Annotated in this window: 20 protein-coding genes; 6 read left to right on the plus strand and 14 right to left on the minus strand. The window is 62.2% G+C overall.

Annotated features, from left to right (window positions below; all coding sequences use genetic code 11):
• Window positions 1–75: 75 nt before the first annotated feature.
• A complete protein-coding gene (locus tag E1K68_RS03780; protein ID WP_212613796.1) occupies window positions 76–456 on the minus strand; it encodes a PAAR domain-containing protein in 381 nt (126 codons plus the stop codon).
• Between the two features lie 286 nt (window positions 457–742).
• On the opposite strand from E1K68_RS03780, the gene E1K68_RS03785 reads away from it, so the two are divergent.
• The gene (locus E1K68_RS03785) at window positions 743–994 is read left to right on the plus strand and encodes a DUF6124 family protein (RefSeq protein WP_137205319.1); all 252 of its coding nucleotides are present in this window, start codon (window positions 743–745) and stop codon (window positions 992–994) included.
• 185 nt (window positions 995–1,179) lie between these two features.
• Here the strand turns inward: E1K68_RS03785 and E1K68_RS03790 are convergent, their stop codons facing one another.
• Genes E1K68_RS03790 through cbiE form a run of 4 tightly spaced genes read right to left on the minus strand, consistent with a single transcriptional unit; the run spans window position 1,180 to window position 3,825 of the window.
• On the minus strand, window positions 1,180–1,503 hold the full coding sequence (locus tag E1K68_RS03790) for a transcriptional regulator (RefSeq protein ID WP_014716718.1): 324 nt from the start codon (window positions 1,501–1,503) through the stop codon (window positions 1,180–1,182).
• A gap of 5 nt (window positions 1,504–1,508) precedes the next feature.
• A complete protein-coding gene (locus E1K68_RS03795) occupies window positions 1,509–1,841 on the minus strand; it encodes a type II toxin-antitoxin system RelE/ParE family toxin (RefSeq protein ID WP_057709629.1) in 333 nt (110 codons plus the stop codon).
• A gap of 56 nt (window positions 1,842–1,897) precedes the next feature.
• A complete protein-coding gene (locus tag E1K68_RS03800) occupies window positions 1,898–2,623 on the minus strand; it encodes a cobalt-precorrin-6A reductase (RefSeq protein ID WP_212613797.1) in 726 nt (241 codons plus the stop codon).
• Window positions 2,620–3,825: a precorrin-6y C5,15-methyltransferase (decarboxylating) subunit CbiE gene (cbiE, locus tag E1K68_RS03805; RefSeq protein WP_212613798.1), complete on the minus strand. Its 1,206-nt coding sequence runs from the start codon at window positions 3,823–3,825 to the stop codon at window positions 2,620–2,622. The genes E1K68_RS03800 and cbiE overlap by 4 nt, the downstream gene beginning before the upstream one ends.
• A 38-nt stretch (window positions 3,826–3,863) precedes the next feature.
• Here cbiE and cobG point away from each other — a divergent pair, with 38 nt between their 5' ends.
• From cobG to E1K68_RS03830, 5 genes are all read left to right on the plus strand, one after another.
• Window positions 3,864–5,210 (plus strand): precorrin-3B synthase, encoded by a 1,347-nt coding sequence (cobG, locus tag E1K68_RS03810; protein ID WP_212613799.1) that lies wholly within the window; start codon window positions 3,864–3,866, stop codon window positions 5,208–5,210.
• Window positions 5,203–5,829 (plus strand): precorrin-8X methylmutase, encoded by a 627-nt coding sequence (locus E1K68_RS03815; protein ID WP_034134789.1) that lies wholly within the window; start codon window positions 5,203–5,205, stop codon window positions 5,827–5,829. The genes cobG and E1K68_RS03815 overlap by 8 nt, the downstream gene beginning before the upstream one ends.
• Entirely contained in the window at window positions 5,829–6,560 is a 732-nt protein-coding gene (locus E1K68_RS03820) for a precorrin-2 C(20)-methyltransferase (protein WP_032893769.1), read from the plus strand. Before E1K68_RS03815 ends, E1K68_RS03820 begins: the two co-directional genes overlap by 1 nt.
• Window positions 6,560–8,197 (plus strand): precorrin-3B C(17)-methyltransferase, encoded by a 1,638-nt coding sequence (cobJ, locus tag E1K68_RS03825; RefSeq protein WP_003188164.1) that lies wholly within the window; start codon window positions 6,560–6,562, stop codon window positions 8,195–8,197. Before E1K68_RS03820 ends, cobJ begins: the two co-directional genes overlap by 1 nt.
• Window positions 8,198–8,434: 237 nt before the next feature.
• Window positions 8,435–9,214: a hypothetical protein gene (locus E1K68_RS03830; RefSeq protein WP_034134791.1), complete on the plus strand. Its 780-nt coding sequence runs from the start codon at window positions 8,435–8,437 to the stop codon at window positions 9,212–9,214.
• On the opposite strand, the gene E1K68_RS03835 is transcribed toward E1K68_RS03830, so the two are convergent.
• From E1K68_RS03835 to accC, 9 genes are all read right to left on the minus strand, one after another.
• Entirely contained in the window at window positions 9,211–9,807 is a 597-nt protein-coding gene (locus E1K68_RS03835) for a MarC family protein (RefSeq protein ID WP_003171467.1), read from the minus strand. The two genes, E1K68_RS03830 and E1K68_RS03835, sit on opposite strands and share 4 nt — an antisense overlap.
• Before the next feature lie 160 nt (window positions 9,808–9,967).
• On the minus strand, window positions 9,968–12,739 hold the full coding sequence (locus tag E1K68_RS03840; protein WP_003188166.1) for a hybrid sensor histidine kinase/response regulator: 2,772 nt from the start codon (window positions 12,737–12,739) through the stop codon (window positions 9,968–9,970).
• A 116-nt stretch (window positions 12,740–12,855) separates the two neighbouring features.
• Window positions 12,856–14,148, minus strand: a complete 1,293-nt coding sequence (purD, locus tag E1K68_RS03845) for a phosphoribosylamine--glycine ligase (RefSeq protein ID WP_003188167.1) — start codon at window positions 14,146–14,148, stop codon at window positions 12,856–12,858.
• A 125-nt stretch (window positions 14,149–14,273) separates the two neighbouring features.
• Window positions 14,274–15,881 carry a bifunctional phosphoribosylaminoimidazolecarboxamide formyltransferase/IMP cyclohydrolase gene (purH, locus tag E1K68_RS03850; RefSeq protein ID WP_003188169.1) on the minus strand — a complete coding sequence of 536 codons (1,608 nt, stop codon included), beginning with the start codon at window positions 15,879–15,881 and terminating at the stop codon, window positions 14,274–14,276.
• Window positions 15,882–15,963: 82 nt separating this feature from the next.
• Window positions 15,964–16,284 (minus strand): DNA-binding transcriptional regulator Fis, encoded by a 321-nt coding sequence (fis, locus tag E1K68_RS03855; protein WP_002555375.1) that lies wholly within the window; start codon window positions 16,282–16,284, stop codon window positions 15,964–15,966.
• Window positions 16,281–17,294 (minus strand): tRNA dihydrouridine synthase DusB, encoded by a 1,014-nt coding sequence (dusB, locus tag E1K68_RS03860; RefSeq protein WP_003188182.1) that lies wholly within the window; start codon window positions 17,292–17,294, stop codon window positions 16,281–16,283. Before dusB ends, fis begins: the two co-directional genes overlap by 4 nt.
• Window positions 17,295–17,479: 185 nt before the next feature.
• Window positions 17,480–18,730, minus strand: coding sequence for a DUF3426 domain-containing protein (locus E1K68_RS03865; RefSeq protein WP_212613800.1), 1,251 nt, complete (start codon window positions 18,728–18,730; stop codon window positions 17,480–17,482).
• Window positions 18,731–18,760: 30 nt separating this feature from the next.
• The gene (gene prmA / locus E1K68_RS03870) at window positions 18,761–19,639 is read right to left on the minus strand and encodes a 50S ribosomal protein L11 methyltransferase (RefSeq protein ID WP_034134793.1); all 879 of its coding nucleotides are present in this window, start codon (window positions 19,637–19,639) and stop codon (window positions 18,761–18,763) included.
• A gap of 267 nt (window positions 19,640–19,906) precedes the next feature.
• Entirely contained in the window at window positions 19,907–21,268 is a 1,362-nt protein-coding gene (accC, locus tag E1K68_RS03875; protein ID WP_056782803.1) for an acetyl-CoA carboxylase biotin carboxylase subunit, read from the minus strand.
• Window positions 21,269–21,272: the final 4 nt, after the last annotated feature.

Below are 21,272 nucleotides of genomic sequence, written 5' to 3' on the forward strand. Positions count from 1 at the left end.
AACTGGTGCCCTCACAACCGCTGGTTACCTTGCCACCCACCGTGGTGGTTGAACCGGTGGTGATGTTGTAGCGCCTCACATCTGACTCTCCACGCGATAACCAGCCTTTAGAAGACCAGGAATACCCTCGCCGTCCGCGTACTCCACCACCTGAGCCAGGTTTTGCAGGCTGCTCGTCACGGTGTCGCCGTTGTCGGTAGCGCTGCCGACAATGGCGATGGGCAGACCTTTGTAGGTGGCTGCGAAACCTGCTCCCGAGACAATTTCGCTCTCTTTGCCATCGGGGTAGCGCACTCGGTCGCCGACGCATGCGATGTGCAAGTCATGGATCTCGAGGCTGGTGCTTGCAGTGATAATTTCTCCGCCCATACGTGTTCCCGAGCCGAGCGTCGCGTAGTCGTAGATGGCTTTGATTGGGCGAGTTGATGGTTGGCTTTCGGTAGCGGTGTCTTTCATGTTTCGTCCTTTTTATTATCCGCACAGGAGGGCCCAAACACAGTCGTGGCACTGACTTATGCAAAGGAAATGGCGCGCAAATGGCGCAAGAAAGATGGTGCTGGCAGGCGCAAGGCCAAACAACTGTCCGTTCGGCTAGGTATTGGGAAAAACAGAAACGTCTTACACGGCTTTGAGGTTGCCCCTAGGACACTCCATATCTAGTCTCCTTACACCGCTGCAAACGAAGCGGTCGGGCGTCGCGGCCCGGATTGATTAAGCTCCCCTTGCGTTAAGGAGCTTCACAATGAACAAAAACACCCTCAATACCCCCATCCGGCTATTTACCGTGGCCGATGGAATCAGCACCGAAGACCTGCTGGTCAACCTCAGCGAAACACTCGCCTCGGCCAATGCGCTGAGTTGCGACCTGGCCTTTGACCTGGAAGGCCCTAAACGAGAGGAGTTGCTGGGTGTTGCACAGTTGATCGAGCTGGCGCAGTTGCTGGCTGATCGGGTGCACAGTGGTGTCGGGCCGGGGGCAGCCGCAAGCCGCTAGCAACACAGTACAAATGTGGGAGGGGGCTTGCTCCCGATAGCAGTGTGTCAGTTGCTGATTTGCTGGCTGCGCTACTGCAATCGGGAGCGAGCCCCCTCCCACATGAGATTGTGGCGTTTAAAGAATGCTGATTGCCTGTAGCACCGCTGACGTTGCTGTGCATTCATGCTGGTTGATATTGCAAATTATGCGGCGGGTACGCCGTGGACCTGCATATCGACACCCAGGGCTTTTCTAATCACGGCAAAAATCGCCGCAAGGTTATCCATGCTGGGGTTGCCGCTGGCCGAAAGCATTCGGTGCAGGCTTTTGCTAGGTTTGGCGGTTTGTTTGGCAAGGCCTTCAAAGCCTACTGTGGCGTTGACTAAATCACGCAGGATCACGCGAGATATTTCCGGCTCGCCATTGAGAAATAGCGTAGCGGCCTCGTCGAGAAGCGCCTGGGCGAATGCAGGGTCTCGCTGGGCACGTTCAGCGATGGTGTGTTTGTAGCTACGGGTAAGCGCCATGCTGGTCACCTCTTTTGTTTCAATTTCTTGTCACGCTGATACTCATTAATCAGCGACTTTACGACCTTGATATCGCGCTTTTGACTGGACTTATCACCACCACCGAACAGGATGATTAATCGATGTCCTTCTCGTATCAAATAGATTCGCAAGCCGGGTTCCCAGTCGATACGGTATTCGCCTAGCCCATCGAACCACTTGATGTTGCTGGTGTTGCCTGTTTCAAGCCGAACTAAAGCGGTTGAAACTCGAGTTGCCGCTGGGACACTCAAGGATGAAAACCACTCATCGAACGGACTGGAATCGTTGTCGCGTTGGTATTCTTCGATCTCAATCATTAGCCATCTTGAAGGTAACAAATAGGTTACTAATCAAGCAGGCGAGCGATCCTGACTCATCGAGTGAAGTTTGCCAACGCGCTGAGTGTTTCTTCAGACGACAGGAATTCCCTGTCTACTTGAGCCAACACCGGCCGCTTCAACACCAACACCGGCACCCCCTGCTCACGCGCCACTTCCAGCTTCGGCTCGGTGGCGGTGCTGCCGCTGTTCTTGCTGATCAGCACATCAATCCGCCGTTCTTCGAATAACGCCCGCTCGTCCTCGATGAGGAACGGCCCGCGTGCGCCGATCACTTCACAGCGCTCATTGCCCGGATACACATCCAGTGCGCGCAAGGTCCAGAACTGGTTGGCGGGGATTTCGTCGAGGTGCTGCAAGGGTTCGCGACCCAAGGTGAACAGCGGGCGCTTGAAGGGTTTGAGCGCTTCGACCAACTCGGCCCAGTCGGCGACCTCTCGCCAATCATCCCCCGGCTGCGGCTGCCAGGCCGGGCGGCGTAATGCCCAGCAAGGCACGCCACATGCCCTTGCAGCCTTGGCCGCGTTGCGGCTGATCTGAGCCGCATAGGGGTGTGTGGCATCGAGGATCAGGCTGATGCGTTCGGCACGTACAAACTGCGCCAGGCCTTCACTACCGCCGTAGCCGCCGACCCGCACCTGGCAGGTCAGGTCGGTCGGCACGCGGCCCACGCCAGCCAGGCTGTAGATATGTTCCGGCCCCAGGGTTCGGGCGATGGCCAGTGCTTCGGTGACACCGCCCAGCAGCAGAATCCTTTTCATAACGGTTTGACCACGTCCAGCAACGTGATCGGCAGCGCCTGGCGCCAGGTATCGAACTCGCCCAGTGGCTGCGCCTGGGCCACGTGGATGCGGGTCAGTTCGCCGCCATGCTTGGCACGCCAGGTCATCAAGGTCATTTCGCTTTGCAGGGTCACGGCATTGGCGACCAGCCGCCCGCCGGGCCGCAGGTGTTGCCAGCAGGTGTCGAGCACGCCGTCGCGGGTGACGCCGCCGCCGATAAAAATAGCGTCCGGTGCTTCCAGGCCGTTTAACGCTTCCGGCGCCTTGCCACGAACCAGCTGCAGGCCAGGCACGCCGAGGGCATCGCGGTTGTGTTCGATCAGGCTTTGACGGCCTGCGTCGGCCTCGATTGCCACGGCGCGGCAGCTTGGATGCGTGCGCATCCATTCGATACCGATGGAGCCGCTGCCCGCGCCCACGTCCCACAGCAGTTCGCCGGGCATGGGGGCGAGGCGGGCGAGGGTCATGGCGCGCACATCGCGTTTGGTCAGTTGGCCGTCGTGCTTGAAAGCCGCGTCGGGCAAGCCGGCAAGGCGCGACAGACGCGGTGCGTTGGCATCGGCCAGGCAGTCGATGGCGACCAGGTTCAAATCGGCAACCGCCATGTGCTCCCACGCTTGTGCGTGCCCGCCGATACGCCGCTCAGCCGGGCCGCCCAAATGTTCAAACACAGTTATCCGACTGGGGCCAAAGCCGCGCTCGGCCAACAACGCCGCAATCAACGCGGGGCTGCTGCCGTCATTGCTCAACACCAACAAGCGCACGCCACTGGCCAGATGCGCATTAAGTGCCGCCACCGGGCGAGCCACCACGGATAACGTCACCACCTCCTGCAACGGCCAGCCCAGGCGCGCCGCCGCCAGGGATACCGACGATGGCGCGGGCAAAATCAATAACTCTTCAGCTGGTACTTGCCGCGCCAGGCTGGCGCCGACGCCATAGAACATCGGATCGCCACTGGCCAGAACGCACACAGGCTCCCCACGCCGCGACAGCACCGGCTCCAGGGAAAACGGGCTCGGCCACACCTGGCGTTCGCCACCAATACACAGCGGCAACAGGTCCAACTGGCGTTGGCCGCCTATAATCCGCGTGGCGCGCAACAGGGCGTGCCGGGCATTCCTGCCCAGGCCCTTGAAGCCGTCTTCACCGATGCCTACAACCGTCAGCCAGGGCGACATATCAATTCCTTGAACGACATCCGACGGGCAGGCTTTTCATGCCGTCGGACAAAGCAGGCATAATACCGCGCCTTTACCTGTCAACCGGTAGCCCCGTGAACCCAATGCCCGCTGTGAATACCTTGCGCCCCTCGGCTTGTCCGGGGTTGCTGCGTATTGTCCAGGCGCTGGACGGCGGCATTTGCCGGATCAAACTGGCCGGTGGTTCGATCACCGCGGATCAGGCCAACGCCGTGGCGGACGCGGCTCGCATGTATGCGGGCGGGGTGATCGAGGCGACCAACCGCGCCAACTTGCAGATCCGCGGCATTGGCGCCGAGCAGGACGCCTTGATCGCCCGGTTGCTCGCCGCCGGCCTCGGCCCGAATAACGCGGCCGGTGACGACGTGCGCAACCTGATGCTCAGCCCCAGCGCCGGGATCGACCCGCAGATGTGGTTCGATACTCGCCCATTGGCGACACAGATTCTTGCCACCTTGCAAAACCATGCGCGGTTCCACCAGCTGTCGGCCAAGTTCGCGATACAGCTCGATGGCGGTGAAGCCCTGGCGATGCTGGAGCATCACCATGACCTGTGGCTGTCGGCGTTTGTGCGCGAGGGTCAGACGCTGTTGGCGTTCGGCCTGGCCGGCTGCCCGGGGGTGGATGCGCCCGTGGCGGCGGTGCCGCTGGACCAGGGCCATGCGCTGGTGGTAGCGGTGCTGGAGGCCTTTCTCGACCTGGCGACGCCCGAGCAAACGCGTATGCGTCATCTGCCTGTGGATAACGTAGTGAGCCGTCTGAGCCTGCCGCTGCTGTCGGCGCAGGGCTTCAAACGCCCGGCGAGCGATGCATTGCTGCACATCGGCAGTTATCCACAGACTCAAAAGAATCAGTTTTACGTCGCGGCAATCGCGCCATTGGGCCGCCTTGATTCGCTGATGCTCCAGGGCGCGGCGCAACTGGCCGGCGAGTATGGCGACGGCACCTTGCGCTTCACCCCTTGGCAAGGCGTGCTGCTGCCCAACATTGAACGCCCTGGCGCCGTGACCGAAGGCTTGGCGCAACTGGGCTTTCTGTGTTCAACCGACCATCCCTTGGCGCGCATGATCGCCTGCACCGGCTCCAGCGGTTGCGGCAAGGGCTTGGCCGATACCAAGGCCGACGCGGTGCAACTGGCCGCGCTGCAACCGGGCGTCGAAGCTCACCTGTCCGGCTGCCCGCGCTCTTGCGCCGCCGCGCACACCGCGCCAGTCACGTTGCTGGCGGTGAGCCCCGGTCACTACGACCTCTATTTTCGCGACGCAGCCCACCCGGGTTTCGGTCGGCTGCACGCGCGCACTCTTTCCATTGAAGCGGCGGGCGCCCTGTTACGCGCTCGCCCACGGAGCAACACCGATGATTGATTACATCCGCGACGGTCAGGAGATCTATCGCAACTCCTTCGCCATTATTCGCGCGGAAGCCAACCTGGACCGCATCCCGGCCGACCTGGAAAAACTCGCGGTGCGGGTGATCCATGCGTGCGGCATGGTGGAGGCCATCGACGGTCTGCAGTTTTCCGAAGGTGCGGGCAAGGCCGGGCGCGATGCGCTGGCCGCTGGTGCGCCGATCCTGTGTGATGCGCGGATGGTCTCCGAGGGCGTGACCCGTGCGCGTCTGCCGGCCAATAACGAGGTGATCTGCACCTTGCGTGATGACAGCGTGCCCGAGCTGGCGCGCGAGTTGGGCAATACCCGTTCCGCCGCGGCCCTGGAACTGTGGCGTCCGCATTTGGAAGGCAGTGTGGTGGTGATCGGCAACGCGCCGACCGCCTTGTTCTACCTGTTGGAAATGCTCGATGCCGGCGCGCCGAAACCGGCGTTGATCCTGGGTTTCCCGGTCGGTTTCGTCGGCGCCGCCGAATCCAAGGCGATGCTCGCCGCTGACAGCCGTGGGGTGCCGTTCGTGATCATGCAAGGCCGCCTGGGCGGCAGCGCCATGGCTGCCGCCGCCGTCAATGCCCTGGCCACGGAGGTCGAATAATGCAGGTGCGCGGACGTTTGATCGGCCTGGGCGTCGGCCCCGGTGACCCCGAACTGATTACCCTCAAAGCCCTGCGCCTGCTGCGTGAATCGCCGGTGGTGGCGTACTTCGTGGCCAAGGGCAAGAAGGGCAACGCCTTCGGCATCATCGAGGACCACCTGGTGCCGCAACAGACCCTGATGCCGCTGGTGTACCCGGTGACCACCGAAGTGCTGCCCGCGCCGCTGTCCTACGAGCAGGTGATCAGCGACTTCTACGACAACGCCAGCCTCGACGTGGCCGCGCACCTGGACGCAGGCCGCGATGTGGCGGTGATCTGCGAAGGGGACCCGTTCTTCTACGGTTCCTACATGTACCTGCATGACCGCCTGGCCGAGCGCTACGACGCCGAGGTGATTCCAGGCGTGTGTTCGATGCTCGGTGGCGCCTCGGTACTCGGTGCGCCGTTGGTGTATCGCAACCAGAGCTTGTCGGTGCTCTCCGGCGTATTGCCCCATGAGGACCTCAAGCGCCGCCTGGCGGATGCCGATGCCGCCGTGATCATGAAGCTGGGGCGCAACTTCCCGAAGGTGCGCCAGGTGTTGGAAGAGTTGGGCCTGGCCGAGCGGGCGTTGTATGTGGAGCGTGCGACCATGGCCAACCAGAAGATCGTGCCGCTGGACCAGGTGGAGCCGATGTCTTCGCCGTATTTCTCACTGATCATCGTGCCCGGTGAACGGTGGCAAGGTTGATGACCCCGGCGATTGTGATTCTGGGCCAGGGCAGCCTGGCGACTGCGCGCAAGCTCCAGCAGGTTTACCCCGGCGCGTTGATCCACGGCCTGGCCACACGGGTTGAAGGTGCAGACCGCACCTACAGCGAATTCGGCGCCACGTTGCGTCAGCTCTATCAGCAGGGCACGCCACTGATTGCCCTGTGCGCCGCGGGTATTGTTATCCGCACCCTGGCGCCGTTGCTGTTGGAAAAGGGCGAGGAACCCGCCGTGCTGGCGGTGGCCGAAGACGGCAGCGCCGTGGTGCCGTTGCTCGGTGGCCTGGGTGGCGTGAACCTTATGGCGCGCGACATTGCAGCGGCACTCGGTGTGTCCGCCGCCATCACTACCAGCGGCGAGTTGCGTTTTGGCACCTGCCTGCTCAACCCGCCGGCGGGCTATCAATTGGCCGATATCGAGTTGGGCAAACGCTTTGTCTCCGACCTTCTGGCCGGCGAAAGCGTGCGTATCGAAGGCACGGCGCCATGGCTGGAGGACGCTAACCTGCCTCAGGATCAACAAGCGCGCCTGGCGATTCATGTAGGCAGTGCCGAACGCACACCGGCAGCCAACGAGTTGCTGATTTACCCGCAGAATGTCTACGTCACCTGCCGGCCGGGTGCGCAGTTGGCCGAGCGTGTGCGCACGGCGCTGCAGGAGGCGGGTGTGGCCGTGCAATCCCTGGCCTGCCTGCTGGCCAGCGACCTGCAGATGGCTGACGCGTCGTTGCATGAAGCTGCGTCGGCCTTGGGCGTACCGCTGCGTTTTGCTGCGCTGACACCCGTTGCGGATATCAGCATTACCGTGGCCGAGCAGCCCTTGGACCTGTCACAGGTGGGGCGCCCGCGCGGGCGTCTGGCGGTGATCGGCCTGGGCCCCGGCGCCGCTGAACTGATGGTGCCGGCGGTGAAGGCGGAACTGGCGCGTTGCACCGATGTGCTGGGGTATGAAACCTACGTGCGCATGGCCGGGCCGTTCCGGGACGATCAAGTGCAACACTGCACTGACAACCGCGAAGAAATGCAGCGCGCTCGCCACGCTTTCGAGTTGGCTGCGCAAGGGCGTTCGGTGGTGGTGGTGTCGTCCGGCGACCCTGGCGTATTCGCCATGGCTGCGGCAGTGATCGAAGCGCTGCACGAGTCCAGTGAGCCGGCCTGGCATCAGGTCGACCTGGAAATCCTGCCGGGGGTTTCCGCTTCGCTGGCCACCGCTGCCCAGGCGGGCGCGCCGCTGGGGCATGACTTCTGTGTGATGTCGCTGTCGGATAACCTCAAGCCCTGGTCGATCATCGAAAAACGCCTGGACCTGGCTTCCCAGGCCGACCTGGCCTTGGCGTTCTACAACCCGATCTCGCGGTCGCGGCCTTGGCAACTGGGGCGCGCCCTGGAGATCGTCGCGCTGCATCGCACGCCACAGACGCCAGTGGTGCTGGGCCGTGACATCGGCCGCCCAGGCCAGACGCTGCGCGTCACCACCTTGGGGCAACTGACCCCCGAGCAGGTGGACATGCGTACCATGGTGCTGATCGGTTCATCCACCACCTGTGTGTTCCCCCGCGCCGGTGGCGGCGAGTGGGTGTACACGCCACGTTGGTATGGCGACAAACCCAACTCCTGAAAACAGCCCCGTTGGCTGCCGGAAAGCTCCGAATAACCCAGGGATTGCTCTGGTGTTGTTCGGGGCTTTTTCTTTTTTCTGCGATGAAAACCAGAAGCCTGCCGCTCGCACCTTGTTATTGCTGGGCGCTGGTTTTGGGCGGGGCAGGCCAAGGGATGTTTGTCGCATGGAAACCCCGCTGCTCCCTGGACTAGTGTGGAAGCAAGCCCCATGTGGGGTGTTTGTGGAGAACAGAAAATGGAGCGACGTCACAGAAGGATCAACAGCAAAAAAAGGCGCAAGTTGATTGCCGCCTACAAGTTACCGGGCGCACCTGCCAGGCAGGCCACGGCAGTGTTGGATAGCGAGGATGATTGCAATGCGGCCGTGGTGAACAACGGCGTGATTTCGTTTGCCGAAGGCTTGTCGGCGTTGAACCGGGAATACGTGCGCAAAAGCTATCTGCTGGCCAGCAGTTATGTGAGCGATGTGCTGAAGGTCCAGCGGGGCAGCGAGGCGTGGTACGAGGAATTTATCAAGGTCATGGTCAGCCTGGGGTGGCTGCCGCTGCGCAGTCGCTTTGAGCGAGTCTCGCGTGCGGGCAAGGGCCTGACGGTGCAACTGGCGGCGCTGAATATCATCGCCTCGATGCTGACGTCGACGGCGCTGTCCGGGCCGTTGCTCAGCGCATTGCCAAAACTGGCCGCCGATGCGCTGGACGCATTGAAGCGTCAGCCAGCGTCTTTCGAGCTGTTCAAGCGCAATTGCGCGGTGCGTGAGGGCGGCGATTTCGGCCTGGCCTCCTGCGCTGAAACAGACGGCGAGTTGATCATGGTGCTGGTGACCTACAGCACCCATGGTGTGGATAAACAGGTGGGCCTGCCGTTCCTGGAGTGGGACAGTTCCTCGTTCGAGGCCTTCAGCGGGCAGACTTGCCTGGTGCTCAATACCTCGATGGTCAACGAGAAAACCATACAACTGATGCGCGAAAGCGCCGGTGACAAAGTCGAAATGGCGATCGCCAAATACCGGATCTAGGGCACCAGGTAGCCGCGTACCCCGGTAAAAATGATTTGTGCGGCCAGGGCGCAGACGAACAGGCCCATCAACCGGCTGACAATCTGCAAGCCCTGGTCGCCGAGAATGCGTTCGATACGGTTGGACAGGTACAGCACCACGCCCACCGTCAGGCTGGCCAGGGCAATACTGAGGATGGCGGTGAGCTTGTCATCCCAGTGCGGTTGGCTGACCCCCATCACCAGCAAGGCGCCGATGGTGCCGGGGCCGACGGTGAGGGGGATGGTCAGCGGCACGATGGTCACGTCCTGCTGCACATTGTCGGTCTGCACCGCCGACTTGCCCTGGGCCATGCCCAGGGCGGAGATAAACAACACGCTGCCGGCGCCGATGCGGAACGCGTCGACGGTAATGCCGAACACACTGAAAATCACCCGGCCAAACAGGTAGAGCAGCACGCTTGATACCAGGGTGGCCAGTGCGACTTTCCACGCCAGGCGCCGACGCTCCTTGCTGGAATAGCCACGGGTCAGGCTGATAAAGCAGGACAGCACAAAGAACGGGCTGTAGAGCACCAGCATCTTCAGGTACACGCTGAATAACACATGGAGCATGGGGGTGGCTCGCGGGCGGGGGAAGTGGGGAGGAGTCTATCTGACAGAGATCAAATGTGGGAGCTGGCTTGCCTGCGAAGGCATCGACTCGGTGTGCCTGAATCACCGAGTTGACTGGATCGCAGGCAAGCCAGCTCCCACAGGGGATGGTATTTCAGGTTCAGGATGGGGCGTGTTCCGGGCGCTGTTGGCGCTGCGCCACCCAGTAGTCCACCAGCTCGCGCAGCTGCGACAGCTCCACCGGCTTGGCCATATGCCCGTCCATGCCCGCCTGGCGTGCGCGTTCTTTGTGTTCCGAGAGAATGTGCGCCGTGAGCGCCACCACCGGCGTACGCACGCGTTGGTGGCTCACTTCCCACGCCCGCAGTTGCTGCGTGGCCGAGAAACCATCGAGGATCGGCATCTCGCAGTCCATCAAGACCAGGTCATAGCGCTGGGCTTTCATCGCTTGCAACGCTTCTTCGCCGTTGCTGGCGGTGTCTGGGTTGAGGTTGAGCTTGCCGAGCATGCCGCGAATCACTTTGGTGGAAATGCTGTTGTCTTCGGCCACCAGGATGCGGAAATCGCTGGGCACGGTGATGGCGGCCGGTGCGCTGGGGGCCGGGCGTGCCACGAGGGCACCTTTGCTGCGCTGGGTCAGTTCATCGGCCAGGGTGGTCTTGAGGGTATAGCCCGCCACCGGTTTGGCGAGGATGCGCTTGATCCCGCAGTTGCGCGCAATGATCTTGCTCGGTGCGTTACTGATGCCGGTGAGCATGATCAGCAGGATGTCGTGGTTAAGGCTCGGGTCTTCCTTGATCTTCGCCGCCAGTTGCATGCCGGTCATGCCGGGCATGTTCTGGTCCAGCAGCACCACGTCAAAGTAATCACGCAGGTGCGCCTTGGTACGCAGTAGCGCCAGGGCCTCCTTGCCCGAAGGCGCGGCGCTGACGTTCAGGCCCCAGGCCGTGCACTGCTGCACCAGCACTTTGCGGCAGGTGTCGTTGTCGTCCACCACCAGCACGCGGGCGTCCTTGAGCGGGCCGTCGAGGTCGCTGGTCGGGTGCTCCAGGCGTTCCGGGTCCAGCGGCAGGGTCAGCCACAGGGTGCTGCCCTGGTGACTGCCGCTCTTGACGCCGAACTCGCCGTTCATCAACAGGATCAACTGGCGGGCGATGACCAGGCCCAGGTGGCCGCTCAAGCGCGTCGCCGACAGGAAGTTCTTGCTGTGCAGTTCGCTGTGCAGCAGGGCGTCGCGTTCGGCAGCTTCCATGGGTACGCCACTGTCTTGCACGGCAATGCGCAGGCGCGGCTTGGTGCTGCGCTCATCCAGGGCGACAACGATCAGCACTTCGCCTTCATCGGTTTTGTGCAGGGCGTTTTCCAGAAGGCTCAGTAAAGCCTGGCGCAGTCGCGTCGGGTCACCGCTGATCACCCGTGGCACCTGGGGCTGGATGAAGCTGATCAGCTCGACATTCTGTTGCTCGGCCTTGGCGCGGAAGATACTCATGCAGTCGTCGATCAAGGCATTGAGATCGAACTGCACATCATCGAGTTCGATCTGGCCGGATTCGAGCTTGGAAATGTCGAGAATCTCGTTGATCAGGGTGAGCAACTCGTTACCGGCGCTGTGGATGGTCTGCACATAGTCGCGTTGCTTCACCGACAGGGGAGTGCCCAGCAGTAACTCGGTCATGCCCAGCACGCCGTTCATGGGGGTGCGGATTTCGTGGCTGATCTTCGCCAGGAACTCGGCCTTGGCGGCGATTTCGGCGTTGCTGGCCGCCAGGTCGCGGCTGAGGCTGAAGCGGGTTTCGACAATGGCGCGCTGGCGCTCGCCGAGGGCCAGGCTCATCAGTAGGCCGCTGAGGCAGATAAAGCTCAGCAGGGTGACGATCAGGCCTTGTGGCGCCACCAGGGTGAGGCCGAGCAGGGCGGGCAGGATGATCAGCGTGCCGATGTTGAACACCACCATGGCCGCCACGAACAGGCGCGCCGGGCGGTAACCTTTTTGCCAGTGATAGGCCGAGACAAACAGCATGCTCAGGCCTGCCAGCGCGACCAGGGCATAGGTGATGATGTTCAACGGCAAGGTGTTGACGAACAACAGCAGCAGGCCGCACAGGACGATCAGCAGGATGTCGGCCATCAGCACTTTGTTCAGCGGGTGCGGGCCCAGGGGCATGAAGAAGCGGTAGGCAAACATCAGCCCGCAGGGTGCGGTCAGCAACAGGGCCAGGTAGGCGCCAGGGGTCTGGATCGCGTGCCAGTTCGGCAGCCACGGCCCCACCAGGTTGAGTAGCAGCGCCAGGCTAAGCATCAACAGGAACTCGCACGCGGCCAGCCACAGGCTACTGCGCGAGCGGTGGTAGGCGAAGCGCGTGAGGTTGTGCAGGATCAGCATCGACAGCACGCCGAACAGCAGGCCGTAGATCAGCGTCTGGTTCTGGTTGGCCGCGGCCAGCACTGCAGGTTCCAGGGTGATGTAAGGGCGCAGTTCGTGTTCCGAGACCAGCCGCAGGTACACCTCCAGAGGCTGTTGGCTCTGGGGCATCGGTAACATGAAGTCACTGCTGGGCAGCGGGCGCTCAGCCTGGGGTTGGCGAGTGCCGGTGATTTGTTGCTCCACCAGGGTGTCGCCGTCCAGCACGTACAGGCTGAGGCTGGACAGGTCCGGGGCGAAAACCCGCAGCACTTGTTCGTGCTTGCCGGGCTGCAACCTGAAACGCACCCACAACGCACCGTCCGGCTGCGCGGCAGTGATGCGGTTCAGTTCGATGGGGCTGAATTGATTGGTATAGCGGGCGGAACGGATGTCGCTCAGTTGCAGGTCGGCCTGTTCATCAAGCAATACCGCCCAGCCACTGCCTTGCGCGGCGGCCTGGGCCGGTAGCAAGCAGAGCAAAGTCAGCAGACTGATTGTGAAACCTATGGCGATCCTGAGCCAGCGCACGGCGAAATCCCTTCGGTAGTTGGATGCACGGGTTAACTATGCGCGGGGCGACAGGGTACGGCAAGGGCCAAAGGCCCTTACCTAACCGAACGGATAGCTACTGCAAGTGTAGCTGCTCAGTTGTTCTCGCCGCGTTCGCGGGCAATGGCACGGTAGCCAATGTCGGTGCGGTAGAAGCAGCCCTTCCAGTCGATTTTCGCCGCCAGTTTGTACGCCTGTTGTTGCGCGGCATCGACACTGGCACCCATCGCGGTGGCGCACAATACGCGGCCACCGGCGGTTACAACTTTGCCGTCCTTGAGCGCGGTGCCCGCATGGAACACCTTGCCTTCCAGCGCAGCGGCAGCGTCGAGGCCTTCGATCGCATCGCCCTTGGCGTAGTCGGCAGGGTAGCCACCGGCCGCCAGTACGATGCCAACGCTCGGGCGTGGGTCCCATTGTGCTTCGACCTTGTCCAGGGCCTGGGCGAGGGCGGCTTCTACCAGCAGCACCAGGCTCGATTGCAGACGCAGCATCACCGGTTGGGTTTCCGGATCGCCGAAACGGCAGTTGAACTCGATGACTTTGGGGTTACCGGCTTTGTCGATCATCAGGCCGGCGTAGAGGAAACCGGTGTACACGTTGCCTTCATCGGCCATGCCACGCACGGTTGGCCAGATCACCAAGTCCATGACGCGCTGGTGCACGTCGGCGGTCACCACCGGCGCCGGGGAGTAGGCACCCATGCCGCCGGTGTTCGGGCCGCTGTCGCCGTTGCCGACGCGCTTGTGGTCCTGGCTGGTGGCCATCGGCAATACGTTCTTGCCGTCGACCATCACGATAAAGCTGGCTTCTTCGCCGTCGAGGAATTCCTCGATGACCACGCGCGAACCGGCGTCACCAAAAGCATTGCCGGCGAGCATGTCGCGCACGGCGTCTTCGGCTTCCTGCAGGGTCATGGCGACAATCACGCCTTTACCGGCAGCCAGGCCATCGGCCTTGATCACGATTGGTGCGCCTTTTTCACGCAGGTAAGCCAGGGCCGGCTCGATCTCGGTGAAGTTCTGGTAATCGGCCGTCGGGATCTTGTGGCGAGCCAGGAAGTCCTTGGTGAAGGCTTTCGAACCTTCCAGCTGGGCGGCGCCAGCGGTAGGGCCGAAGCAATCCAGGCCACGGCTGCGGAACAGATCGACGACGCCAGCCACCAGCGGCACTTCCGGGCCGACGATGGTCAGGGAAACATTCTTCTCGGCAAAATCTGCCAATTGCTCCAGGGCCAGCACGTCGATGGCGACGTTTTCGCACTTGGCTTCGATGGCGGTACCGGCGTTGCCGGGGGCCACGAAGACTTTCTGCACGCGTGGGTCCTGGGCTACTTTCCAGGCCAGGGCGTGTTCACGGCCACCGCTGCCAATGATCAAAACATTCATTTCAAAAACCTCGTTAGGATGATCGTTCCCACGCTCTGCGTGGGAATGCCTCTACGGACGCTCTGCGTCCGAGGGACGCGGAGCGTCCCTGGCTGCGTTCCCACGCGGAGCGTGGGAACGATCAATCAGTGGCGGAAGTGGCGCATGCCGGTGAAGACCATCGCAATGCCCGCTTCATCAGCGGCGGCGATGACTTCTGCATCACGCATCGAGCCGCCCGGTTGGATCACGGCGGTCACGCCTGCTTTCGCGGCGTTGTCCAGGCCGTCACGGAACGGGAAGAACGCATCGGATGCCATCACCGAACCCACCACCTGCAAACCGGCGTGTTCTGCCTTGATCGCTGCGATACGTGCCGAGTTCACACGGCTCATCTGGCCAGCGCCGACACCGATGGTCTGGCGGTTCTTGGCGTAGACGATGGCGTTGGACTTGACGTACTTGGCCACTTTCCAGGCGAAGATCAGGTCGTTGATCTCTTGCTCGGTCGGCGCGCGCTTGGTCACGACTTTCAAGTCGTCGCTGCCGATCATGCCGATGTCGCGGCTCTGTACCAGCAGGCCGCCATTGACGCGCTTGTAGTCCCAGGCGGCGGCGCGGTCTGCCGACCACTCGCCACAGGCCAGCAGGCGTACGTTGGCTTTAGCAGCGACGATGGCGCGGGCTTCTTCGCTGACGCTTGGGGCGATGATCACTTCGACGAACTGACGCTCGACGATGGCCTTGGCGGTCTCGGCATCCAGCTCGCGGTTGAAGGCGATGATGCCGCCGAATGCTGATTCAGTGTCGGTGGCGTAGGCCAGTTCGTACGCCTGGCGGATACCGCCTTCAGCGTCCGGGCTGACGGCCACGCCGCACGGGTTGGCGTGCTTGACGATCACGCAGGCCGGCTTGACGAAGCTCTTCACACATTCCAGCGCAGCATCGGTATCGGCCACGTTGTTGTAGGAGAGTTCCTTGCCCTGCAGTTGAGTAGCGGTGGCGATGCCCACTTCGGCCGGCTTGGCTTCCACGTAGAATGCCGCGCTCTGGTGCGGGTTCTCGCCGTAGCGCATTTCCTGGGCCTTGATGAACTGGCTGTTGAAGGTGCGTGGGAACTGGCTGCGGCCTTCGGTGCTCAAGGTTGGCGCCGCCTGGTTCACGGTGCCCATGTAGTTGGCGATCATGCCGTCGTAGGCGGCGGTGTGTTCGAACGCCTTGAGCATCAGGTCAAAGCGCTGGGCGTAGGTCAGGCCACCGGCCTTGAGGTTTTCCAGGACGCTGGCGTAGTCGCTGGCGTTGACCACGATGGCCACGTCCTTATGGTTCTTGGCTGCCGAGCGCACCATGGTTGGGCCGCCGATATCGATGTTTTCGATGGCGGTCGGCAGGTCGCAACCTGGCTTGTTGATGGTGGCTTCGAATGGGTACAGGTTAACGGCCACCAGGTCGATCGGCTTGATACCGTGCTCGGTCATGATGGCGTCGTCGATACCGCGACGGCCGAGGATGCCGCCGTGGATTTTCGGGTGCAGGGTCTTGACGCGACCGTCCATCATTTCTGCGAAACCGGTGTAGTCCGCGACTTCTACTGCGGCCACGCCGTTGTCCTGCAGCAGTTTGAAGGTCCCGCCCGTGGAGAGGATTTCCACACCCAGGGCTTCCAGCTCCCGGGCAAATTCGAGGATCCCGGTCTTGTCGGAAACACTGATCAAGGCACGGCGGATCGGCAGGCGGGTGGTCTGGTCGGTCATCTCAATTTCCATCAAAAGCAAAGGAAGTCAGCAAAAAAGGCGACCGGTTTTACGCGGGCGCCTTTCTGGTTTGATTGAATGCTTACAGCAAATCGTACTGCTTGAGCTTTTTGCGCAAGGTGCCACGGTTGAGGCCCAGCAGCTCACTGGCTTTGGTCTGGTTGCCCTTGACGTAGTTCATCACGCTTTCGAGCAAGGGCGCCTCGACTTCGGAGAGCACCAGGTTGTACACATCCGTGACGGAAGCGCCCTCAAGGTGGGCGAAATAATTGTGCAGCGCCTTCTCGACACTCCCGCGAAGGGTCTGGCCTTCTTCGCTCGGCGTGTTGAGGTGCTGTTTCAAATTGACGTTGTCGCTCACGGGTGTTGTTCCACTCACTAAAGTCTCGGTCATCATCGTCATGCGGCCACCCCTTCTCCATCCCCTGTTCCCAGGCTCTTGTCGCGTCCGGCGAAGAACTCACGAACGGTGGCGACCTGTGCCTGCGTTTCATCCAAACGATTGAACTGAGCGCGGAATTCCTTGGCGCCCGGCAAGGTGGCGAGATACCAGCCGACATGCTTGCGAGCAATGCGTACTCCCATCACGTCCCCATAGAAGGCGTGCAGGGCGGCCAGATGCTCTAGCAGAATACGTTCCACCTCGACCAACTCTGGTGCCGGCAAGACTTCACCGGTACGCAGGAAATGCTCGATTTCACGAAAAATCCACGGCCGCCCCTGGGCGGCCCGGCCAATCAACAAGCCATCGGCACCGGTCGCGTGCAGCACGCGCCGGGCTTTCTCGGCACTGTCGATGTCGCCATTGGCAAAGACCGGCATCGACACGGCCTGCTTGATCGCGGCAATGGTGTCGTACTCGGCTTCACCGGTATAAAGGTCGGCACGGGTGCGGCCATGCACCGCCAGCGCTGCAATACCTGCCTGTTCAGCGATCTTCGCCACTGTCAGGCCATTCTTGTTGTCCCGGTCCCAACCGGTCCGAATCTTCAGGGTCACCGGCACATCCACTGCGCCGACAACGGCCTGCAGGATCTCGGCGACCAATTGCTCATCTTTCAACAGTGCGGAACCGGCGGCCTTGTTGCAGACCTTTTTGGCCGGGCAGCCCATGTTGATATCGATGATCTGTGCACCCAGCTCCACATTGGCCCGGGCTGCATCCGCCAGCATCTGCGCATCGCCACCGGCGATCTGCACCGAGCGTGGCTCGGGATCACCTTCGTGGATCATGCGCATCCGCGACTTGCGGGTGTTCCACAAACTCATGTCGCTGGTAACCATTTCAGAGACTACTAGACCCGCGCCCAAACGCTTGCACAGCTGACGAAAGGGCTGGTCGGTGACACCCGCCATCGGGGCGAGGATCAAGCCGTTTTGCAATGTGTATGGGCCGATGCGTACCGCCGACATAGGACTTCCCTGTTGTGGGGCCGGATCATTAGAGTTCGAAAAAGGGTTGGCATGATACCCGCTCTCGATGACGGGTTAAAGGCTGAATTGGATAAAATCTGAACAGTTACTTTTTTATCGCCATCGGTTTGGTCGACGGCGGCCAAGTCAATAATCCGCCGTCAAACCTCGGTGGGCACGCCGTTTCACTCGGGCGAATGGAAGCTCAGGCTGTAATTTACGGCTTTGTTTCCGGGGTCCAGGATGTCCAGGGAGATGTGGATCGGCGTCTGCGAGGGCATTTCGCTCACGCCGGCCAACTCGCCGCTCAGGTATTCGGCGGGCTTGAAGCGACGACTGGCAATCAGGCCGCCGTTCAGGTCCGCAAAGCGTAGCTCCAGCAGCGGGAAGGGCTGGGAGAAGGTCGCGCGGTTATAGAGGATGGCATCCACCACCAGCGCCCCGGCGAACTCGGGATGGCTGCGCACCACCAGGTTGCTGCTCTTGATATGGGTAATGTCGACCCGCGATGGCACGGTGCATCCCAGTTTCGGGCACAGCGCCTGGAACCACGGGCGGTAGGCATCCTGGCGGGCCAGGTCGTCGAATTGGTAGGCGATGTACTGGCCGGCCAGGCCTGCGGCGGCGAGCACTACCAGCACTATCCAGACCAGGCGGCGGCCCCAGCCTGACGGGCGCTTATGTGCATACAGGTGCAGAGGGTCGTCTTCCAGGTCCTGGAGCAGCTCGTCGTGTGCGCCGGCCTCCGTTCTTGCGCGCTTGCGTCGCGCGAACGCGCGGTTTTCGGGTTCCGGCTCGTCGAGGGTGGGGGTCAGCGGCGGGTCGAGGTCGTCATCCACGGCGGTGGCGTGCAGCGCCGGTTCGTCATCGAGGTCGTCGGTGTGGGCCGACATGGACGGTTCGGTGCGCTGTTTGGACGCAGGAGCCTTGGCCGGCTCGGGCTCTTCTTCAGGTGCCTGGGTGCGCTCTTCGGGTGGCTCACTGAACAGGCTGGCCGCCCATTTTTCTTCCTCGGCCTTGACCGTATCGCGGCTGGCGCTGAAGGACTCTTCCTTTTGCCGACGGTCGGCACCTGGCTGGCGACGTTCTGCGCCCACGGCCTGGGTGTGCTGGATCTCGCGACGTTCCAGCCTGGCCAGTTCCTTGTCCAGGTTATCCAGGTCCAGCTCTTCGGCCGTCCACTGCTTCTGGCTGATGGCCCGTGGTGGTTCGGGCGGTGCTTCGCCAGTCGGTTCGACGGCCGGCTCGGCGGTGGACGGCACTTCAGGTTCCGGCGCAGACGCCTGGGCCCGTTGCTCCAGCAACTGGCGAGCGGCATTGAACACTTGCAGGCACGAGCCGCAACGCACCACGCCGCGGGCCACGCTCAATTGAGCGTGGTTGACGCGAAAGCGCGATTGGCAATGTGGGCACTGGGTGACGAAACTGTCGGTCATGCGGCCATCCGATTCAGGCAAGCGCTCATTCTAGCGCCGACGACCGCTGATGCGTACCCAGCCATCACGGTTGGCGATCGGGTCCAGCTCGAAGTCCTTGGCGTAGGCCGCCGCCACGTCTTCACCTTGCTCGGCCAGGATGCCCGACAGCGCCAGGCGCCCGCCCGGCTTGACCAGGCTCGACAGTTGCGGCGCCAGCGACACCAGTGGCCCGGCGAGAATATTGGCCACCAGTACGTCGGCCTGAACCTGGGGCAGGTCCTCAGGCAGGTAGAGTGGGAACTTGCCTTCGGCAATGTTGTTGCGCCCGGCGTTATCGCGGGAGGCTTCCAGGGCCTGCACGTCGATATCGGTGCCTACGGCCTCCTTGGCGCCCAGCAGCAGGGCGGCGATTGCCAAAATCCCCGAGCCGCAGCCGAAGTCCAAAACGTTGCTGTCGGTCAGGTCCTGGCCGTCCAGCCATTCCAGGCACAAGGCGGTGGTCGGGTGGGTGCCGGTGCCGAACGCCAGGCCCGGGTCCAGCAGCAGGTTGACGGCGTCTGGCTCTGGAGCGGCGTGCCAGCTTGGCACGATCCACAGGCGCTGGCCGAAACGCATGGGCTGGAAGTTATCCATCCAGCTGCGTTCCCAGTCCTGGTCTTCGATGACTTCGCTGTGATGCTCGGGCAGCGGGCCGCCGGTGAGCAGTTCCATATGGGCCAGCACGGCGGCGGCGTCGGTGCCGTCTTCGAACAGGGCCAGCAAGTGGGTGTGGGACCACAGCGGCGTGGTATTGAGTTCCGGTTCGAAGATCGGCTGGTCTTCGGCGTCCATGAAGGTCACCGACACGGCGCCCACTTCGAGGAACGCGTCTTCGTAGGTTTCGGCTTGTTCTGGGCTGATGGCGAGACGGACTTGCAGCCAAGGCATGGCGGGCACCTTTGAATAAAATGAGTGTGCGGCGGGCTGGCCGCGAAAGCGCGCAAGTTTACGCGAGAGCAAGCCAGAAGACGACTGCGCCGACGATCGTTCCCACGCTCGGCGTGGGAATGCCGCCTCGGACGCTCCGCGTCCCGTTGTTAAGGCGTGGCGCGGAGCGCCACAAGAGGCGTTCCCACGCGGAGCGTGGGAACGATCAGGGGGCGGTGGGCCACAAACAACAAAACCGCCCGAAGGCGGTTTTGTTGGGTGGAGCACTTACTGGTTGGCCAGCTTGTGTTCCAGGTAGTGAATGTTCACACCACCTTCGCAGAAGCCTTCATCACGAACCAGGTCCCGATGCAGCGGGATGTTGGTCTTGATGCCGTCGACCACGATTTCGTCCAGGGCGTTGCGCATACGGGCCATGGCCTCGTCGCGGGTCGCGCCCCAGGTGATCAGCTTGCCGATCAGTGAGTCGTAGTTGGACGGAACCTTGTAGCCGCTGTACAGGTGCGAATCCACACGTACGCCGTTGCCGCCTGGCGCGTGGAAATGCTTGACCAGGCCAGGGCTTGGGATAAAGGTTTTCGGGTCTTCGGCGTTGATGCGGCACTCCAGGGAGTGGCCGTGCATCTTCACGTCGTCCTGGGTGAAGGACAGCACGTTGCCAGCGGCGATGCTCAGCATCTCCTTGACGATGTCGATACCGGTGACCATCTCCGATACCGGGTGCTCTACCTGCACGCGAGTGTTCATCTCGATGAAGTAGAAGCGGCCGTTCTCGTAGAGGAACTCGAAAGTACCGGCGCCACGGTAGTTGATGTCGATGCACGCCTTGACGCAGCGTGCCAGGACTTCCTGGCGGGCTTTCTCGTCCAGGCCCGGTGCCGGGGCTTCTTCCAATACCTTCTGGTGACGACGTTGCAGCGAGCAATCGCGGTCGCCCAGGTGGATGGCGTGGCCCTGGCCGTCGGACAGTACCTGGACTTCCACGTGACGTGGGTTGGTCAGGTACTTCTCCAGGTAGACCATCGGGTTACCGAACCAGGCGCCCGCTTCGGAGCGGGTCTGCTTGGCGGCTTCGATCAGCTCTTCTTCCTTGTGCACCACACGCATTCCGCGACCACCACCGCCACCGGCGGCCTTGATGATCACTGGGTAACCGACTTCGCGACCAATGCGCAGAGCGGTTTCCTCGTCTTCAGGCAGTGGGCCGTCGGAGCCTGGAACGGTTGGCACGCCGGCCGCGATCATGGCGTCCTTGGCCGAGACCTTGTCGCCCATCAGGCGAATGGTTTCGGCTTTGGGGCCGATGAAGGCAAACCCGGATTTTTCCACTTGTTCGGCAAAATCGGCGTTTTCCGCGAGGAAGCCGTAGCCTGGGTGGATGCCATCAGCGCCGGTCACTTCTGCCGCAGCGATGATGTTCGAGACTTTCAGGTACGAGTTCGTGGCCAGTGGCGGGCCGATGCAAATGCTTTCGTCCGCCAGCTTCACGTGCATCAATTCGGTATCGGCCGTCGAGTAAACAGCGACGGTCTTGATGCCCTCTTCCTTACAGGCGCGCAGGATACGCAGCGCGATCTCGCCGCGGTTGGCGATCAGGACTTTTTGCAGTTTCTTCGCAGGTTTCAACATCGAA

The organism is Pseudomonas sp. B2021 (assembly GCF_018135665.1).
Lineage (GTDB): Bacteria > Pseudomonadota > Gammaproteobacteria > Pseudomonadales > Pseudomonadaceae > Aquipseudomonas > Aquipseudomonas lactis.

Coding starts and splice junctions, on each gene's coding strand:
- E1K68_RS03785 (WP_137205319.1), top strand. CDS start 743: ATGAACAAAAACACCCTCAATACCCCCATCCGGCTATTTACCGTGGCC.
- E1K68_RS03815 (WP_034134789.1), top strand. CDS start 5,203: ATGATTGATTACATCCGCGACGGTCAGGAGATCTATCGCAACTCCTTC.
- cobG (WP_212613799.1), top strand. CDS start 3,864: ATGCCGTCGGACAAAGCAGGCATAATACCGCGCCTTTACCTGTCAACC.
- E1K68_RS03820 (WP_032893769.1), top strand. CDS start 5,829: ATGCAGGTGCGCGGACGTTTGATCGGCCTGGGCGTCGGCCCCGGTGAC.
- purD (WP_003188167.1), bottom strand. CDS start 14,148: ATGAATGTTTTGATCATTGGCAGCGGTGGCCGTGAACACGCCCTGGCC.
- E1K68_RS03835 (WP_003171467.1), bottom strand. CDS start 9,807: ATGCTCCATGTGTTATTCAGCGTGTACCTGAAGATGCTGGTGCTCTAC.
- E1K68_RS03780 (WP_212613796.1), bottom strand. CDS start 456: ATGAAAGACACCGCTACCGAAAGCCAACCATCAACTCGCCCAATCAAA.
- E1K68_RS03865 (WP_212613800.1), bottom strand. CDS start 18,730: ATGACCGACAGTTTCGTCACCCAGTGCCCACATTGCCAATCGCGCTTT.
- cobJ (WP_003188164.1), top strand. CDS start 6,560: ATGACCCCGGCGATTGTGATTCTGGGCCAGGGCAGCCTGGCGACTGCG.
- E1K68_RS03800 (WP_212613797.1), bottom strand. CDS start 2,623: ATGAAAAGGATTCTGCTGCTGGGCGGTGTCACCGAAGCACTGGCCATC.
- E1K68_RS03790 (WP_014716718.1), bottom strand. CDS start 1,503: ATGGCGCTTACCCGTAGCTACAAACACACCATCGCTGAACGTGCCCAG.
- E1K68_RS03830 (WP_034134791.1), top strand. CDS start 8,435: ATGGAGCGACGTCACAGAAGGATCAACAGCAAAAAAAGGCGCAAGTTG.
- purH (WP_003188169.1), bottom strand. CDS start 15,881: ATGACCGACCAGACCACCCGCCTGCCGATCCGCCGTGCCTTGATCAGT.
- cbiE (WP_212613798.1), bottom strand. CDS start 3,825: ATGTCGCCCTGGCTGACGGTTGTAGGCATCGGTGAAGACGGCTTCAAG.
- prmA (WP_034134793.1), bottom strand. CDS start 19,639: ATGCCTTGGCTGCAAGTCCGTCTCGCCATCAGCCCAGAACAAGCCGAA.
- dusB (WP_003188182.1), bottom strand. CDS start 17,294: ATGTCGGCGGTACGCATCGGCCCATACACATTGCAAAACGGCTTGATC.
- E1K68_RS03795 (WP_057709629.1), bottom strand. CDS start 1,841: ATGATTGAGATCGAAGAATACCAACGCGACAACGATTCCAGTCCGTTC.
- accC (WP_056782803.1), bottom strand. CDS start 21,268: ATGTTGAAACCTGCGAAGAAACTGCAAAAAGTCCTGATCGCCAACCGC.
- fis (WP_002555375.1), bottom strand. CDS start 16,284: ATGACGATGATGACCGAGACTTTAGTGAGTGGAACAACACCCGTGAGC.